The organism is Nonomuraea sp. 10N515B (assembly GCF_052245915.1).
Classification (GTDB): domain Bacteria; phylum Actinomycetota; class Actinomycetes; order Streptosporangiales; family Streptosporangiaceae; genus Nonomuraea.
Window position 1 is genome coordinate 86,053 of sequence record NZ_JBQQBQ010000016.1, and the last position, 16,690, is coordinate 102,742.

Annotated in this window: 13 protein-coding genes; 7 read left to right on the top strand and 6 right to left on the bottom strand. The window is 70.1% G+C overall.

Features of this window, described 5'->3' with window-relative positions; translation table 11 throughout:
- Nucleotides 1-212: 212 nt before the first annotated feature.
- The 7 genes from ACTWQA_RS24980 (at nt 213) to ACTWQA_RS25010 (ending at nt 10,217) form a co-directional block, all read left to right on the top strand.
- Nucleotides 213-1,661: an aldehyde dehydrogenase family protein gene (locus tag ACTWQA_RS24980; protein ID WP_443161510.1), complete on the top strand. Its 1,449-nt coding sequence runs from the start codon at nt 213-215 to the stop codon at nt 1,659-1,661.
- Nucleotides 1,658-3,448, top strand: a complete 1,791-nt coding sequence (locus ACTWQA_RS24985) for a thiamine pyrophosphate-binding protein (protein WP_443161511.1) — start codon at nt 1,658-1,660, stop codon at nt 3,446-3,448. The genes ACTWQA_RS24980 and ACTWQA_RS24985 overlap by 4 nt, the downstream gene beginning before the upstream one ends.
- Before the next feature lie 109 nt (nt 3,449-3,557).
- Nucleotides 3,558-4,700, top strand: a complete 1,143-nt coding sequence (locus tag ACTWQA_RS24990; RefSeq protein WP_443161512.1) for an ABC transporter substrate-binding protein — start codon at nt 3,558-3,560, stop codon at nt 4,698-4,700.
- A 1-nt stretch (nt 4,701) separates the two neighbouring features.
- Nucleotides 4,702-5,571, top strand: a complete 870-nt coding sequence (locus ACTWQA_RS24995; RefSeq protein ID WP_443161513.1) for a branched-chain amino acid ABC transporter permease — start codon at nt 4,702-4,704, stop codon at nt 5,569-5,571.
- The gene (locus ACTWQA_RS25000) at nt 5,568-7,373 is read left to right on the top strand and encodes a branched-chain amino acid ABC transporter ATP-binding protein/permease (RefSeq protein ID WP_443161514.1); all 1,806 of its coding nucleotides are present in this window, start codon (nt 5,568-5,570) and stop codon (nt 7,371-7,373) included. The genes ACTWQA_RS24995 and ACTWQA_RS25000 overlap by 4 nt, the downstream gene beginning before the upstream one ends.
- Nucleotides 7,370-8,071, top strand: coding sequence for an ABC transporter ATP-binding protein (locus ACTWQA_RS25005; protein ID WP_443161515.1), 702 nt, complete (start codon nt 7,370-7,372; stop codon nt 8,069-8,071). Before ACTWQA_RS25000 ends, ACTWQA_RS25005 begins: the two co-directional genes overlap by 4 nt.
- Nucleotides 8,072-8,141: 70 nt before the next feature.
- Nucleotides 8,142-10,217: an outer membrane protein assembly factor BamB family protein gene (locus ACTWQA_RS25010; RefSeq protein WP_443161516.1), complete on the top strand. Its 2,076-nt coding sequence runs from the start codon at nt 8,142-8,144 to the stop codon at nt 10,215-10,217.
- Here the strand turns inward: ACTWQA_RS25010 and ACTWQA_RS25015 are convergent.
- The 6 genes from ACTWQA_RS25015 to ACTWQA_RS25040 all read right to left on the bottom strand — a co-directional run bounded on the left by ACTWQA_RS25015 (nt 10,214) and on the right by ACTWQA_RS25040 (nt 16,652).
- Entirely contained in the window at nt 10,214-10,990 is a 777-nt protein-coding gene (locus tag ACTWQA_RS25015) for an N-acyl homoserine lactonase family protein (RefSeq protein ID WP_443161517.1), read from the bottom strand. The two genes, ACTWQA_RS25010 and ACTWQA_RS25015, sit on opposite strands and share 4 nt — an antisense overlap.
- Complete coding sequence (locus ACTWQA_RS25020) at nt 10,987-12,294, bottom strand: MFS transporter (protein ID WP_443161518.1); 1,308 nt, start codon at nt 12,292-12,294, stop codon at nt 10,987-10,989. Before ACTWQA_RS25020 ends, ACTWQA_RS25015 begins: the two co-directional genes overlap by 4 nt.
- A 107-nt stretch (nt 12,295-12,401) precedes the next feature.
- Nucleotides 12,402-13,106, bottom strand: coding sequence for a TetR family transcriptional regulator (locus tag ACTWQA_RS25025; RefSeq protein WP_443161519.1), 705 nt, complete (start codon nt 13,104-13,106; stop codon nt 12,402-12,404).
- 9 nt (nt 13,107-13,115) lie between these two features.
- The gene (locus ACTWQA_RS25030) at nt 13,116-14,843 is read right to left on the bottom strand and encodes a bifunctional sugar phosphate isomerase/epimerase/4-hydroxyphenylpyruvate dioxygenase family protein (RefSeq protein ID WP_443161520.1); all 1,728 of its coding nucleotides are present in this window, start codon (nt 14,841-14,843) and stop codon (nt 13,116-13,118) included.
- A 10-nt stretch (nt 14,844-14,853) separates the two neighbouring features.
- The gene (locus ACTWQA_RS25035; RefSeq protein ID WP_443161521.1) at nt 14,854-15,699 is read right to left on the bottom strand and encodes a shikimate dehydrogenase; all 846 of its coding nucleotides are present in this window, start codon (nt 15,697-15,699) and stop codon (nt 14,854-14,856) included.
- A gap of 173 nt (nt 15,700-15,872) precedes the next feature.
- On the bottom strand, nt 15,873-16,652 hold the full coding sequence (locus ACTWQA_RS25040) for an IclR family transcriptional regulator (RefSeq protein ID WP_443161522.1): 780 nt from the start codon (nt 16,650-16,652) through the stop codon (nt 15,873-15,875).
- Between the last annotated feature and the right edge of the window lie 38 nt (nt 16,653-16,690).

The following is a 16,690-nucleotide window of genomic DNA, read 5'->3' on the forward strand; positions in this document are numbered from 1 at the left end:
GAAGGCACGGATCCTCACTAGTGAGTCGAAGGTGAACCTGCTGCTCACCTTCTCATGGGTCCGTACGCTAACACCGAGTCCGCTTAGCGGTCCATATGCTCCATCAAGTGGATTGCCTGGCCCTCTTGCCAGAACCTTCGCAGTCCTCATACCGTGAGGAAATCCATAGTGCGGACTATCAGAACCGCTGCGCGGATCCAGTGGGAGTCACCATGAACACCATCCACGAAACCGGGTCCTTAGTCGCCGGGGAGTGGCTGACCGAAGGTCCCCATGCCGACCGCATGGGTCCCTACCTCCGGGCACCTGTCAGCCGGGCGCGAACCGCACTACCTGCCGACATCACCACGGCCCTGACCTATGCCCGGCAGGCAGCCAGGCGGGTCGCGCGGCTGGCGCCCGCCACCCGGGCCGACATCCTGGAACGGGCCGCCGCCGCAGTCACCGCGCAGGGCGATCGGCTGGCCGGCCTGCTGGCGCTGGAACTGGGCAAACCGCTCAAGGACGGGCGTGGCGAGGTGTTGCGCGTCGCCGACACCTTGTCCGTCGCCGCCGCCGAGGCGAGGATGATCGGCGGCGAGGTGCTGCCGGTGGCGGGCTGGGGTCGCGGGGTCGGCAACACCGCGATCACCCAGCGAGCCCCGGCGGGCCCGGTGCTGGCGATCACGCCGTTCAACGCACCCGCCAATCTGCTCGCCCACAAGCTCGCCGCCTCCTTCGCGGCCGGCAACACCACGATCGTCAAGCCGCCGCCGCAGGCCCCGGCCGTCTCCACCGCGCTGGTCGAGCTGCTCCTCGGGGCCGGGATGCCCATGGAGGCGGTGCAGATCCTGCACGGGGGCGGCGACGTGGGCGCGCGGCTGTGCGCCGCGCCGGAGATCGCCGTCATCAGCTTCACCGGCGGCGTCGCGGCCGGCCACGCCGTCGCCCACGCCGCCGGCCCGAAACGGGTGATGCTCGAACTCGGCGGGAACGCCGCCACCATCGTCTGCGAGGACGCCGACATCGCCGGCGCGGCACTCGTGTGCGCCCGCACCGGCTACAGCAACTCGGGGCAGAGCTGCATCTCGGTCCAGCGCGTCTACGTCCACCGCAGCCGGTTCGAGGAGTTCGCCGACGCGCTGACCTCGGAGGTGAAGGCCCTGATCGTCGGCGATCCCCTGGATCCGGGGACCGACGTCGGCTCCATGGTGGACGACGACGCGGCCGAACGGGTGGTCCGCTGGAGCGCCGAGGCGGCCGGCCAGGGCGCCCGGGTCACGACCGGCGGCACGCGTGAGGGCGCGGTGATGGCGCCCACCGTCGTCGTCGCCCCGCCCGCCGAGGCCAAGGTCGTCCGCGAGGAGGTGTTCGGCGCTCTGGTCGCCGTGCTGCCGTACGACGATTTCGACGAGGTCCTGGCCGAGTGCAACCGCAGCCCGTACGGGCTGCAGGCCGGGCTGTTCACCCACGACGTCCGCCGGATCGTGACCGCCTGGCGCGAGCTGGAGGTCGGCGGCCTGGTCGTGAACAGCTCGTCCAACTTCCGCCTCGACCACGTCCCGTTCGGCGGGGTGAAGGACTCCGGCATCGGCCGCGAGTCGCCCCGCTGGATGATCGAGGACTTCACCGTGACCAAGACCCTCCTGCTCAAGGGCCTGACCATCTGGGGAGACAAGTGACCGAACGCAGTGAGCACAGTCACCTTGGTGTCAAGGCCGGCGGCCACGGCACCACAGCCGCCCACGCGCTCGTCGCGCAACTCGAGGAGCTCGGCGTCGAGTACGTCTTCGGCACCTGCGGCCACACCAACATCGCCGTCCTGGACGCGCTGGCCGACAGCCGCATCCGCTTCGTGATCGCCCGCCACGAGCAGGCCGCCGCGCACGCCGCCGACGGCTACGCCCGCACCTCCGGCAAGCCGGGTGTGCTGCTCGTGCACGTCGGCCCCGGCCTGACCAACGCCGCGACCGGCGTCATGACCGCCGCCCTGGACTCGGTGCCGCTGGTGGTGATCTCCGGCGACATCCCGTCCTACTACCACGGCCGCCATCCCCACCAGGAGATCAACCTGCACGCCGACGCCGACCAGGCGAGCGTGTTCCGGCCGTTCGTCAAGCGCGCCTGGAACGTGCACCGCGCCCAGGACCTGGGCCGCCTCGTCGAGCGCGCCTTCTGGACGGCGACCTCGGGCCGTCCGGGCGCGGTGCTGGTCAACGTGCCGATGGACGTCTTCTCCCGGCCCGCCGCGCCCTATCCCCCGGCCGGCCACGCGGTCCCGCCCGGCCTGCCGGAGGGGACGGCGGAGCTGATCGCGGCCCGGCTGGCCGCCGCCGACCGGCCGCTGATCTACGTGGGCGGCGGGTTGCGTGAAGATGCCGTCGCGGACCCGGCGACATCGAGCACCGAGGCGCTGATCTCCCTGGCCGAGCACCTCGACATCCCCATCGCCCATTCACTCATGGCCAAGGGCACCGTCCCCGACGCCCACCCGCTCGTCCTCGGGATGCCCGGCTTCTGGGGACTGGATCTCACCAACACCTATGCCCGCGAGGCCGACGTGGTGCTGGCCCTGGCCACCCGCTTCGCCGAGACCGACGCCAGCTCGTGGGACCCCCGCTTCACCTGGGACTTCTCCGGAAGCACGCTCATCCAGATCGACATCGACCCGGCCGAGATCGGCCGCAACTACCCGGCCGAGATCGGCGCCGTCGCCGACGTGGGGCTCGCGGTCAAGGCGATCGCCGACGCCACCACGTCCCATCCCGCGCGCACCAGGCCCGAGCTGCGGAAGCAGATCCTGCGGGCGCGGTCGGAGCTGTTCACGGCCAGCCGCGAGCGCGGCCGCAGCGCGGACTTCCCGCTGCGCCCCGAGCGCATCCTGGCCGACCTGCGCGCCTCGATCCCGGCCGACGCGATTTTGGTCACCGACGTGGGGTGGAACAAGAACGGCGTCGCCCAGTGCTACGAACTGCCGGCCGAGGGCCGCTTCATCACCCCGGGAGGCGCCTCCACCATGGGCTTCGGACCGGCCGCCGCGGTCGGGGTCCAGCTCGCCCAGCCCGCCAGGACCGTGATCGCGCTCATCGGCGACGGCGGGATGAGCGCGCAACTGCCCGCCGTGCCGCTCGCGGTCGAGCAGGGCGCTGCGGTGATCTTCGTGGTGATGAACAACCGCTCCCACGGCACGATCTCCGACCTGCAGTCGGCGCACTTCGGCCGCAGCCACGGCTGCGACTTCACCGACCCCGCCGGGCAGCCCTACAGCCCCGACTTCGCCGCCTTCGCCCAGGCGTGCGGCGCCGACGGCTACACCGTCGCCACGCCCGCCGACCTCGGCGCGGCACTGCTCAAGGCCGTCGCGAACCGACGCCCCGCGGTGATCGATGTGCCGATGGTGAACGAACCGGTGCCGACGCCAGGCCACTGGAACATCAAGGACATCTACCAGGGACTCTTCGCCGACTGACCCACCCGAAACCGTTGCACGTTCGAGATTCCCTGAGTCGCATCCTGACGTTATAACTAACGCACTAGTCCGTGAATTAGTTCTCACCCACCCCCCTACGAGGTGAACCGTGCATTTCACGAGATTCTCCATCGCAGCCGCGGCCCTGATAGCCCTCGCTGCCTGCGCCCCTCCCGGCCCGTCCACCGGCTCGGAGGCGAACGCGACCGGCCCCATCAAGATCGCCAACGTCAACGCGCAGAGCGGTCAGCTCAGCTCGCTCGGCCAGTGGGAGCACAAGGGCGTCAAGCTGGCCATCGAGGAGGTCAACAAGGCCGGCGGCGTCAACGGACGGCAGATCAAGCTCGACCTGTTCGACAGCCAGGGCGACCCGACCGTCGGCACGAACGTGGCCAGGAAGATCGCCGCCGAGGGCTACATCGCCATGCTCGGCACCGCGGAGAGCGCGGTCACGCTCGCCATGGCGCCCATCCTGAAGGACGCCAAGATCCCCAACATCACCTCCGGCCAGTCGCCCAAGCTCGCCGAGCTGAAGAGCCCGTTCCTGTTCCTCAACGCGCCGACCAGCGTCACCTTCGACGAGACGCTCGCCAAATACCTGGTCGATGACAAGGGCCACAAGAAGATCGCGCTGATCAGCAACAACGGCGCGTACGGGTCCGGCGAGCACGACGCGTTCCTCGCCTCGCTCAAGAGCAGGAACGTCACGCCGCTGGCTGACGAGGTCGTCACCCCCGACCAGAAGGACTTCAACGCCAACCTCGCCAAGATCCGCGAGCAGGACCCGGAGGTGCTGTTCATCGGCGCCGAGGAAGTGCAGTCCGGGCTGATCGCCAAGCAGGCCCGCGAGCTCGGCATCAAGGCGGTCTTCGCCGGCGGCGCCCCCGCGGGCACCGACGTGTACGCGACCACGGCCGGGCTGGAGAACGCCGAGGGCACGGTGGTCAGCTCCCCGTACCTGAGCAACGAGGCCAGCCCGGAGATCAAGGAGTTCGCCGCGAAGTACAAGGCCGCCTACAACGAGGAGGCCCGCATGCACGTCGCCAAGGCGTACGACGGCGCGTCCATCATGATCGAGGCGCTGAAGCAGACCAACGGCGAGGGCGGCCAGAAGCTGGCCGACGCCATCCGCGGGGTCAAGCGGGCCGGGCTGCTGGGCACCTACAACTACGACGCCAACGGCGTCGGCATCCACGAAACGAAGATCGGCCTGGTCAAGGACGGCAAGGTCGTACCCGAGGCCGCGAGCTGACGTGCAGGTCTTCCTTCAGACCCTGATCGGCGGGGTCACGTTCGGGGCGGTGTACGCGCTGGTGGCGATGGGGTTCTCGATCGTCTACCGGACCATGGGCCTGGTCAACTTCGCCCACGGCAGTGTGGTGATGATCGGCGCGTACGCCGCCTCCACCTTCTACATGGCCAGCAGGCTGCCCTTCGCCGTGGCGATCATCGTGGCGATCGTGGTGACCGCCCTGATCGGCCTGGTCATCGAGCGTTTCCTGCGGCCGCTGGAGAACAAGGACTTCACGCTGATGCTGATCGGCACGATCGGCTTCGGCGCCGTGCTCGAGGCGGGGGCGGTCCTCGTCTGGGGCGCCACCGGGCACGCCGTGCCGTCCCCGGTCGCGACCGGGCCGATCGATCTGGCCGGAATCCGCATCCCCACCTACAGCCTGCTGGTCATCGCCGTGGCCGCCGCCGCGACCGGGCTGCTGGCGCTGTTCCTGCAGCGCACCAAGCGCGGCGCGGCCATGCAGGCGGTGGCCATGGACCACCAGGCCGCCACCGCCGTCGGCATCCACGTGGGCCGCAGCAACGCCATGGCCTTCGCCATCGGGGCGGGCCTGGCGGCGCTCGCGGGCAGCCTCGTCGGACCCATGCTGTACGTCAACCCCACCATGGGCGGCACGCTCGGCATCAAGGGCTTCGCCGCGGCCATGCTCGGCGGCTTCGGCAGCATGCCGGGCGCGATCGTCGGCGGCCTGGTCTTCGGCCTGCTCGACTCCTTCGCCGCCGGCAACTTCCAGGAGTACTCCGAGCTGGTCACCTTCCTGGTCTTCGCCGTCATCGTCATGATCCGCCCCACCGGCATCTTCGGAGAGGCAACGGTGAACCGCGCATGAAACGTCTGATCTGGCTGGTGCCACTGGTCGTGGCGGCCTGGCTGCTGCCGTACGGCCTGGGCGGCTACGCCATCCACGTCGCCGATGTCGCGATCATCTTCGCGATCCTGGCCATCGGGCTCGGCCTGACCATGGGGGTGGCCGGGCAGATCAACCTGGCCCAGGTCGCCTTCTTCGGCGTCGGCGCCTATACGGTCGCCATCCTCACCACGAAGGCGGAGTTCGGTTTCTGGACGGCGTCCGCGCTGGCGCTGCTGACCGCCGTGGTGTTCGGCGTGCTGGTCGGCATCCCGGCGCTGCGCATGCAGTCGCACTACCTCGGCATCGTCACCCTCGGCCTGGCGTTGGCGTTCACCAACTGGGTCACCAACGCCCACATCGCCGGCCGCGCCGAGGGCATCAGCGACATCCCGGTCCCGCCGATGTTCGGCATCGACCTGTCCAGCGGCTACCTCTTCTACTACGTCGAACTGATCGTCTTCGCCGTCGCCCTGGCCTTCGCACTGCTCGTCACCCGCTCGCCGCTGGGCCGCCGGTTGCGGGCGATGCGCGACGACGACCTGGCCGCCGGGGCGCTCGGGGCGGAGATCCCGCTGCTGCGCATGACCGCGTTCGTGCTGTCCGGCCTGTACGGCGGCCTGGCCGGGATCCTGTACGCCGGGCTCATCCGCTTCGTCGCGCCCGAGTCGTTCAACATCGCCAACATGTTCCTGCTGCTCGCCATGGTGATCATCGGCGGCCGCAGCAGCATCCTGGGCTGCGTCGTCGGCGCCATCGCGCTGGCCCTGGTCAGGGAGGCGCTGCTGGACGCCTCGGGCTATGCCCAGCTCGGCTACGGCCTCGTGGTCGTGCTCGTGGTGGTGTTCGCGCCCAAGGGGCTGGCGGGCCTGCCCGGGCAGCTCCGATCTCTGCTGCGCAGGCGCAGCGGCGGCTCGCGGGCCCAGCTCGGCCCGTTCCAGCCCTACGACACCGCACCGCAGGCCGGCGAGGAGGACGCGCTGGAGATCCGGGACGTGACGATGCGGTTCAGGGGCCTGGTCGCCCTCGACCGCGTGTCTCTCACCGTTCCCACGGGTCAGATCCGCGGCATCGTCGGTCCCAACGGCTCGGGCAAGACGACCTTGTTCAACGTGATCAGCGGCTTCTACACGCCCAGCCAGGGATCGGTGGTCCTGCGCGGGCGCGACGTGACCGGGATGGCGCCGTACCAGCTGTCGCTGCGCCGCGTCGCCCGCACCTTCCAGAACCTGCGCCTGTTCGAGGACCTCAGCGTGCGCGAGAACCTCCTCCTCGGCCTGGACCGCACCCGCACCTCGTGGATCTGGCGCTATCCGGGCCTGCCGTGGAAGGTGCTGGGGTATGAGCGGGCGCTGCGCCGGCGGGCCGGCGACCTCATCGAACGCTTCGGGCTCGCCGAGGTGGCCGACGCCGAGCCGCGCTCGCTTCCGTACGGGATCCAGCGCCGGATCGAGCTGGCCCGCGCCATGGCCATGTCCCCCACCCTGCTGCTGCTCGACGAACCGGCCGCCGGGCTCAACGGCGAAGAGGTGCGCCAGCTCGCCGAGATCGTCCGGTCCATCAGGGACTCGGGCGTCACCGTGATCGTCATCGAGCACAACATGGGTCTCGTCATGTCCCTGTGCGACCAGGTCACCGTGCTGTCCAGCGGCAAGGTGATCGCCGATGGCCAGCCGGCCGAGGTCGCCGTGCACCCCGACGTGGTCGCCGCCTACCTCGGCGACTCGATGTCCGCACCGACCGAGGCGACCGCCGAGGCCGCCGTCGAGGAGGCAGCCCGATGACCACGCTGACCGTGGAGGGACTGTCGGTTCACTACGGCGGCGTCCGTGCCGCCCACGACGTGTCCTTCACCGTCCAACCCGGCCAGTCGCTCGGCATCATCGGCGCGAACGGAGCGGGCAAGACCTCCACCCTCAAGGCGGTCATGGGCCTGGCCCCACGCCAGGCCACGACCATCCGTTTCGGCGAGCACGATCTGCTGCGCGCGCCCGCCCACACCTTGGTGCGGCACGGCATCGGCTACGTCCCCGAGGGCAGGCACGTCTTTCCCGGGCTCACCGTGGAGAAAAACCTGTTGCTCGGCGCGTACACCAGCAGCTGGAAACGCACCCCGATCGACGAGGTGTACGAGCTGTTCCCGGTGCTGGGCGAGATGCGGGGCAGGCTGGCCGGCGCGCTGTCCGGCGGCCAGCAGCAGATGCTGTCCGTCGGCCGGGCCATGATGTGCCGCCCCAAGGTGATGCTGCTGGACGAGCCCTCGATGGGGCTGTCGCCGAAGCTCGTCGGGGACATCGCCGGCGTCCTCAAGAAGCTCAACGCCGCCGGCCTGGCCATCCTGCTCGTCGAGCAGAACGCCAAGCTCACCTTCGACGTCACCACCACCTGCCTGGTCATGGAGAACGGTGAGATCGCCGCGCGCGGCACCTCGGCGGAGCTGAGCAACGACCCCGAGGTCCGGCGGATCTATCTCGGCCTGTGACAGCCCGAATCTTTGGTGCGTCCATCAGTCGGATACAACCGTCCACATAGTGGAACATGAAAGGATGATCATGGTCCGTCGCAGAGAGTTACTCGCGGGCGCCGTCGCCGCCGTCGCGCTCGCGGGAGCCGGGCAGAGGCCGGTCTCCGCGGCCACCAAGGTCGGCGACCGGAACTTTCCGAAGGTCGGCGGCAACCTGGCGAACCAGAGCCACACCGGGCTCCGCGACCTGCACCCGGGCAACGTCAGCCGGCTGCGGGCGGCCTGGGTGAACAACATCGAGGGCGGGCTGATGGCGGGCAACAGCCAGAGCACCGCCGTAGCCGTGGACGGCATCCTCTACATCGAGTCGGCCCTCGGCAACGTCGTCGCGGTGGACGGGCGCACGGGCGCGACGATCTGGAAGTACGCGCAGACGCGCGGCGCGGTCACCCGGCGCGGGGTGGCGGTCGGCGCGGGCAAGGTCTTCACCTGCGGCAACGACAACTGGCTCATCGCCCTCGACCAGCGCACCGGCCAGGTGATCTGGGAGCGGCAGCACAACGGGTACGGCAACCTGGAGAAGGTCGCGGTCACCTACCACGACGGCATGCTCTACTGCGGCACCAACGACGGCCCGCGCGGCGCGGCGCTCGCCTTCGACGCCGAGAGCGGCGACCTGCTCTGGCACTTCTGGGGAACGGCAAGCCCCGGCCAGGTCGGCGGTGACACCTGGGAGGGCGACTCCTGGCAGACGGGCGGGGCCACGCCCTGGATGCACTGCGCCATCGACGCGGAGCTGGGGCTGATCTACTGGACGTTCGGCAACGCCAGGGGCGCCCGCTCCTCCCAGGACGGCTCACAGCGCGGCGGCCAGAACCTGTTCGCCAACTCGATCGTGGCCATGGATCTGAAGACCGGCGCCTACCGCTGGCACTTCCAGTCCATCCACCACGACATCTGGGACATGGACAACGTGATGGCGCCCGTCCTGCTCGACGCCCGCGTCCGGGGCCGGATGCGCAAGCTGGTCGTGTACGGCAGCAAGACCGGCATGTACTACATCCTCGACCGCGCCGACGGCTCGGCCCCGCTGGGCATCGACGAGGTGCCCGTGCCGCAGGAGCCGCGGCAGAAGACGTGGCCGACGCAGCCGTTCCCGCGCCAGGGCGGCTGGACCGAGCAGACCCCCGTGTGGCAGCCGCTCGGCACCGAGATCCCCGGAGCACCGCACCGGGCCGTGCCCAACTACACGATCGGGTCGCTGTACACGCCGCACTGGGACGAGCCCATCCTGACCATCCCGGGCCACGGCGGCGGCGCCGACTGGAACCACCAGTCCTACAGCCACAGCACTCGCCTGGTGTACACCGGCTTCGGCTACGTCGCCGCCGCCCACTCCCTCACCGAGGCGTCCAACGGCCTGCGCCCGCCCGGCGAGTACATGACCGGCGGCGTCGTGGCCGTCGATCCGAGCTCGAACCGGGTGCGGTGGAAGAAGAACATGCCGTACTCGCTGGCCCACGGCAACGGCATCCTCACCACCGCCTCCGACCTGCTCTTCATCGGCCAGCCGGACGGCAACCTGCTGTGCCTGGACGCTCGGGACGGCCGTGAGCTGTGGCGCTGGCAGACCGGGGCCGCGGTCAGCAGCAGCCCCATCTCGTACGAGATCGACGGCGAGCAGTACATCGCGGTCTACGCGGGCGGGACCAGCATCCCGTACGGCAACTCCGCGGCGCGCGGCGACCACCTGTGGGCCTTCAAACTCGGCGGCACCGTGCCCCCGGCCGCCACGCCGCCCGCACCCGTGGTCCGCCGCCCGGTCTCCGGAAGTCCGGTGGACGGAAGCGCTGTGAACAACACCGTCGTACTCGCCCGCATCTACGATTCCGCCACCGGCCAGGTGGGCACGGTCGAGTCCACGGCCGTGAACGCCATGGCGCCGACCCACCTGCGCGTGCCGGTCGGCACCACCGTCACCTTCGTCAATCCCCCCGACAACGTGCACGTCCACGGGGCCACGCAGTTCTTCGAAGGGCTCTTCGACGTCCGGCTCAAGCCGGGCGAGTCGTTCCAGTACACCTTCACCAAGCCCGGCGAGTACTTCTTCAACGACAGCCACAGCCCGCGCCCGACAGGCAAGATCGAGGTCCTGCCCGCCTAAGGCGCGATCACGGCGACGTCGCTCCCAAGCAGAGGGAACCGTTCGAGCACCAGCGGATCATGGCCGGCGACCACCAGTTCGGGGCCGCCGGCCAGCTCCTTGATGCGGTCGAAGGCGCCGTACATCCCGGTCATGCTGTGCAGGATCGGGAAGGGACGGTCATTCTCGATGTTCTCGTAGAAGTGGCTGGCGTCAGAGGCCAGCACCACCGGCCCGCGGGCGGTGGCGACCCGCACCACCTGCATGCCCGCGGTGTGCCCGCCGACCAGGTGCACGCTCAGGCCCGGCACCACGAAGGCGTCGCCGTCCACCGCCTGCACCCGGCCTTCCTTGCGGGCGGAGCGCAGGTGGGCGAGGTCGTGGTCGTTGAGCAGCCAGCGCTCGCGGGTGATCCGCTCCGCCCAGGGGCCGGTCCAGTAGTCGAGCTCGGCCTGCTGCACGACGTAGCGGGCCCGGGGGAACTCGTGGGCGGTGCCGGTGTGGTCGTAGTGCAGGTGGGTCAGCACCACGTCATCGACCGACTCGGCGGCGACGCCCAGCTCGGCCAGGGCCTCGACGGGCGAGCAGCGGTAGTCGATGCCCTCGACGCGCGCCGCCCGCTCCGGCGCGATGCCGGTGTCGACGACGACCGTGTGCTCGCCGGAGACCGCCAGCCAGACGTAGTAGGCGGTCGGGTGGGAGCTCTCCCCGCCGGGCTCGTAGCCGTGGAAGTGCTCGCCGCGCCGGGCGTCACGCTGGGCGTAGCGTACGGCGTGGACGCGCCAGCCGCTCATACCTTCACCCGCCCCGGGAGCTTGACGCCGAGCTGCTCGGTCGGCACCCGGTAGGTCTCCTTGGCGGTCGCGACCGCGGCCACGTTCACCAGGCACACCACCGCGGTGATGATCGAGACGCCGAGCCAGCTCTCCGGGCCGGTGCCGGCCACGGCGGTGGCCACCGTGGGCGCGAAGCCGGCGATGGCGAATCCGATCTGGGTGCCGATCGCCATGCCGGACAGGCGGACCCGCGTGGTGAACATCTCGCCGTAGAACGAGGGCCACACGGCACTGGTGGCGCTGTGCACGATGCCGAACATCACGATGCCCGCCACGAAGATCAGGAAGAGGTTTCCGGCGGAGATCGACCACAGGTAGACGAACATCAGCACCGCGCAGCCCAGCGAGCCGCCGATGAAGACCGGCTTGCGGCCGACCCGGTCCGACAGCCTCGCCCAGAGCGGGATCGTGATCACCGCGGCGACGTTGGCCAGCACGCCGACCCACAACATCGGAGTGCGCTCCAGGCCCATGGTGTTGACCGCGTAGGACAGGGCGTGCACGGTGAAGATCGTGCTGACCGAGGCGATGACCGCTGCGACGACCACGCGCAGCACGTCGCGCCACTGCTCGCGGAAGAGCACGGCGAGGGGCATCTTCGGCACGGTGTTGGTGGCGACCTCCTGCTCGAACGCGGGCGTCTCCTCCAGCGTGCGCCGGATGACCAGCCCGACCACCGCCACCACGACGCTCAGCCAGAACGGCACCCGCCAGCCCCAGCTCAGGAGCTGGTCCTCGGGCAGCGCGGCGATCGGCAGGAAGATCGCGGTGGCGATGATCTGACCGGCCTGCGTGCCGTTGAGGGTGAAGCTGGTGTAGTAGGCGCGCCGGTCTTCGGGGGCGTGCTCCAGCGTCATGGAGTTGGCGCCCGCCTGCTCGCCCGAGACGGAGAAGCCCTGCATCAGGCGCAGCACCACGAGCAGGATCGGCGCCAGCACGCCGACCTGGTCGTAGGTGGGCAGGCAGCCGACCAGGAACGTGGAGCCGCCCATCATCACCAGCGTGGTGACCAGCACCCGCTTGCGGCCGAACTTGTCGCCGATATGCCCGAGGACGAAGGCGCCCACGGGCCTGGCCAGATAACCGACGCCGAACGTGGCCAGCGCGAACAGCGTCCCGGTGGCGGGGGCAGAGGACGGGAAGAAGATCTTGTTGAAGACCAGCGCGGCCGCGGTGCCGTAGATGAAGAAGTCGTAGTACTCCAAGGCACTACCGATCCAGGCCGCAATGGCCGCTTTGCGGGGTTTGCCCTGCACCGTCACAATATGCTCCTCACGGTGACGTCGGGGGGAGTGCGGTGACAGGAAACTAACTCACCGGTTCGTACATTACAAGGGTGTTGCCGCAGGATTAAGCACGCGAACCAGGATCAGGCGCCCGCGCCCCGCAGATAGGCCACGACCGCATCCCCCACCATCGCGCGCAAGCGGGCACGGTGCTCGGGCGCGGTCATGTCCCGTCCGAACAGCGCCCCGAACGTGTGCTGGTTGGCCACCCGGAAGAAGCAGAACGAGCTGATCAGCATGTGCACGTCGATGGCGTCGGCCTCGGTGACGAAGTCGCCGCTCGCCGTGCCGGCGTCGAGGATGCGCGAGATGAGGTCGAGCACCGGCGTGCCGAGGCCGGCGAGGGCCTCCGACTTGCGGATGTGCTCGGCCTGGTGGATGTTCTCGATCGCGACCAGCTTGATGAAGTCGCGGTGCAGGTCGTGGTGGTCGAAGGTGAGCTCGGCCAGCGCGCGGATGGCCTCCACCGGGGCCAGGTGCTCCACCTCGATCGCCCGCTCCATCTCGCGGACCTCGGCGTAGGCCTTCTCCAGGACCGCGATGTAGAGCCGCTCCTTGCTGCCGAAGTAGTAGTAGATCATGCGCTTGGTCGTGCGCATGCGGGCGGCGATCTCATCCACCCGCGCTCCGGCGTAGCCGTGCCGGGCGAACTCCTGCTGCGCGACCTCGAGGATCTCCGCCTTGGTGCGCTCGGCATCCCGCTGGCGCTCGGACGTGCCGGACCCGGGCACACGTACGGTCGTGCCGGACCTGGGCACATGGGACGCGGCGGCGGGTTGAGAGGTCATTCGCCCATCCTAGTGACCTCCCGCATGCTGCACGGCGAGCCGGATGGGGGCGTTGCCTGCCCCGTAGCCTTGGTATCCACCGATCCGCTGGACGATCTCGAAGAAGACCCGGCCCACGGTGACGGTGTACAGGTGCAGGAACTCGCCACCGTGCTCGTCCCGGTCGTAGAGCACGCCGAGGTGACGCCACTCGGGATCGGACCCATGGCGGGCCTCCAGGTCGTCGTAGTAGTTGCCGGGGATCGGCAGGAGCAGACCGGGATGCTCCTTTCGCAGCCTGCGGGCGACAGCCAGGACGTCATCGCAGGCCAGCGCTACGTGCTGCCATGGGAGGCCGCCGGCGCCGACCTGGGCGATGTTCAGCACCATGCGGACCACGCTGTCGGGACCCGACATGGCCTTGCTGCGCAGCAGGCCGTACGGATCGGGCAACTCCAGGCTCTCCTGCGGGCGCAGCCCGAGCACGCTGCGGTAGAACAGCTCGGCCTCGTCGAAGTAGTGCCACGGCTGGGTGAGGGCCACGTGGTCGATGCCGGTGACCGGGCCGGCCACCGGTCCCGAGGGGGCGAAGTCGGCGAGCCAGGCGTCGTCGCAGAAGAAGATCTCGGTGCCGTCCGGCGCGGCCACCGCCTGCAGCTTGGCCTCCTCGGGGGCGCGCTCGCGCGGCAGGACCAGCGACAGCAGCGACTCGGCGTGCTTGGCCGCGCCCGCCGGGTCTGGGCTGTCCAGGCCGAGGGCGATGAGTGCGGGGTCGGCTCCGGTGGCGTTGAGCAGCAGCCGCGCGCCACCCTGCTCCCACAGCTCGACCGGTTTCGTGGGATGCGTCCCCGTACGCGCGAAGCCGAGCGCGGCCAGCACCCCGCCGAGCGAGCCGCTGTCGGCCAGCTCGGCGAAGGCGAAGCCGGTGGGCACGGCCGGGTGCGTCACGCCTGTCAGGCTCTGCTCCAGGGCGATGAGCGAGCGCATGCCGTCCAGCGCGGTGCGCTGCGCCGACGCCTGGCGGAAGACGTCGTTGAACACCTCCAGCGACAGCGGCCCGGCGTAGCCCGTGCGCCGCACGCTGGCGACCAGCCCGTCCAGGTCGAAGCTGCCCTGTCCAGGGAAACAGCGGTAGTGGCGGCTCCACTGCAGCACGTCCATGGCCAGCAGCGGCGCGTCGGCGAGCTGCAGGAAGAAGATCTTCTCCCCGGGAATGGCCTCGATGCCGATCGGGTCGGAGCCACGCGAGAGGATGTGGAAACTGTCCAGGCAGGTGCCGAGATTGGGGTGATCGGCCAGGCGGACGATGCGCCAGGCGTGCAGATACTCGTTGACGTGCCGCCCCCAGGCCAGCGCCTCGTACGCGATGCGGATGCCGTGCTCGGCGGCCCGCTCGGCCAGCAGGCGCAGTTGCCCGGCCGCCAGCTCGTCGTCGCCGATCGCGCCCGGGGAGACGTTCGAGCAGACCAGCAGCAGGTCCGCGCCGAGGCGCTCCATGAGCCGGAACTTGTGCTCGGCCCGGCGCAGATTGCGCGCCAGCACCTCGGCGGGCACCGCCTCGAAGTCACGGAAGGGCTGGTAGAGGTCGATACCGAGCCCGAGATCGGCGGCCCTGGCCCGGACCTCCTCCGGCGACAGCGGGCAGGCCAGCAGGTCGTTCTCGAAGATCTCCACCCCGTCGAACCCGGCGGCGGCGATCGCCTCCAGTTTCTCCGTGAGAGTGCCGCTCACCGACACGGTGGCGATGGACTTACGCACGCTTCCTCCTTCAGACGGCGATGAGATCGGTCAGGTGGGCGAGCATCCGCTCGGCGTCCGGCTCGCGGCCGGTGAACAGCCTGAACGCGTGTACGGCCTGGAAGACGACCATGCCGCCGCCATCCAGCGTCCGGCATCCCGCGGCCCGCGCGTGCCGCAGCAGCTCGGTCTCCAGCGGCCGGTAGACGATGTCGGCCACCCACAGGCCGGGGTGGAGCAGCTCGGCCGGCAGCGGCAGGCCGGGATGATGGGCCATCCCGGTCGGGGTCGCGTGCACCAGACCTTCGGCCTGGGCCAGGAGTTCCGGCAGCTCGGCCGGGAGCGCATGGCGTGCACGCCCGGCGCCGAAGCGGGCGGCCAGCTCGCCGGCGAGGGCGCGCGCCCGCGCCGGGTCCGCGTCGACGACGGTGATCTGGTCGGCGCCCATCGTGAGCAGCGCATGCGCGACCGCGGCTCCCGCGCCGCCGGCGCCGAGCTGCACGACCTGGTGGGTCGGGGCATCGGGCAGGCCCCGCGCGAACGACTCGGCGAAGCCCGTCCAGTCGGTGTTGTGCCCGACGGCCCGCTCGCCGTCGAAGACCACGGTGTTGACCGCGCCCAGCGTGGCGGCGTCCGGCGACAGCTCGTCCAGGTGCGGGATGACAGCCTGCTTGCAGGGATGCGTGATGTTGAGCCCGTCGTAGCCGAACCGGCGGGCCGTGCGGACCAGCTCCCCCACGTCACACCCGAGGCGGTCGGTGTCGAGCAGCCGGTAGACGTAGTGCAACCCGTGGTGTCCGGCCTCCTGCTCGTGCAGCGGCGGGCTCAAGGAGGGGCCGATGCCCGAGCCGATCAACCCGACCAGGAACGAGGCCATCACTTCTTCCTTTCAAGCAGGTGCGACAGCTGCGTGAGCGTCAGTGCGTGGAGGTTGGGCCCGTTGAGGACCAGGACTCGAGACATGATTCTCTAATGTACGTACTAGTGAGTTAGCTGGCTAGACGGGAGTGCTTCCTTCCTCGAGTCACTCCCCCGGCCGGACGGGAGGGCTCAGCCTTCGCGGATCCGGATGCCGGGACGCCAGCCGAGCTGCCGCGAGATCCCCAGGCCACTGGCCAGGACCGACGGCAGTGCGGCCTGGTGCTTGACCGAGCCCGCGCGGAGCACCACCGACAACGCCGCGACGACCCGGCCCTGGCCGTCGACGACGCGCGTGGCCACCGAGTCGGCCCCCTCGGTGAGCTCGCCACGCACGGCGGCGGCTCCGGTCCGGCGGCACGCCGCGATCTCGTGGCGCAGCTCCGCCGGGTCGACCACCGTCCGCGGGGTGTAGCGGCGAAGCCCGCCGTTCAGGACGCTCTCGATCAGCTCCGGTCCGCCATGGCTCAGGAGCACCTTCCCGACGCCGGAGCAATGCAGCGGCAGCCGCCCGCCGATGTGCGAGACCAGGTCCAGAGCGTGCGGTGCGGAGAGCCGCTGGATGATCAGTGCCTCGTGTCCTTCGAGGACGGCCAGTTGCACATGCTGGTGAAGCGTGCTGTGGAGGTCCTCGATGAACGGCTGGGCCAGCGTCCGCAACGACTCGGTCAGCGGCGCCAGCGTCCCGAGCTGCCACAACCGCAGGCCGACCGTGAACCGCCCGTCCTCCCGGCGCTCGAGAGCGCCCGCCGCGAGCAGTTCCATTGCCAGGCGACGGACGGTCGGGTGCGGAATGCCGGTCATGCGCACCAGATCGGCCAGGCTCAGGTCGGGGTGGTCAGGCTGGAAGGCGAAGAGGATCTCCAGCAGGCGGGAGCTCACCGTCCGCCCCGGCTCACGCGTTCGAGGCATGCCGTGCGCGACCCCCTCGGCTCATCGGGTAGCGGCAC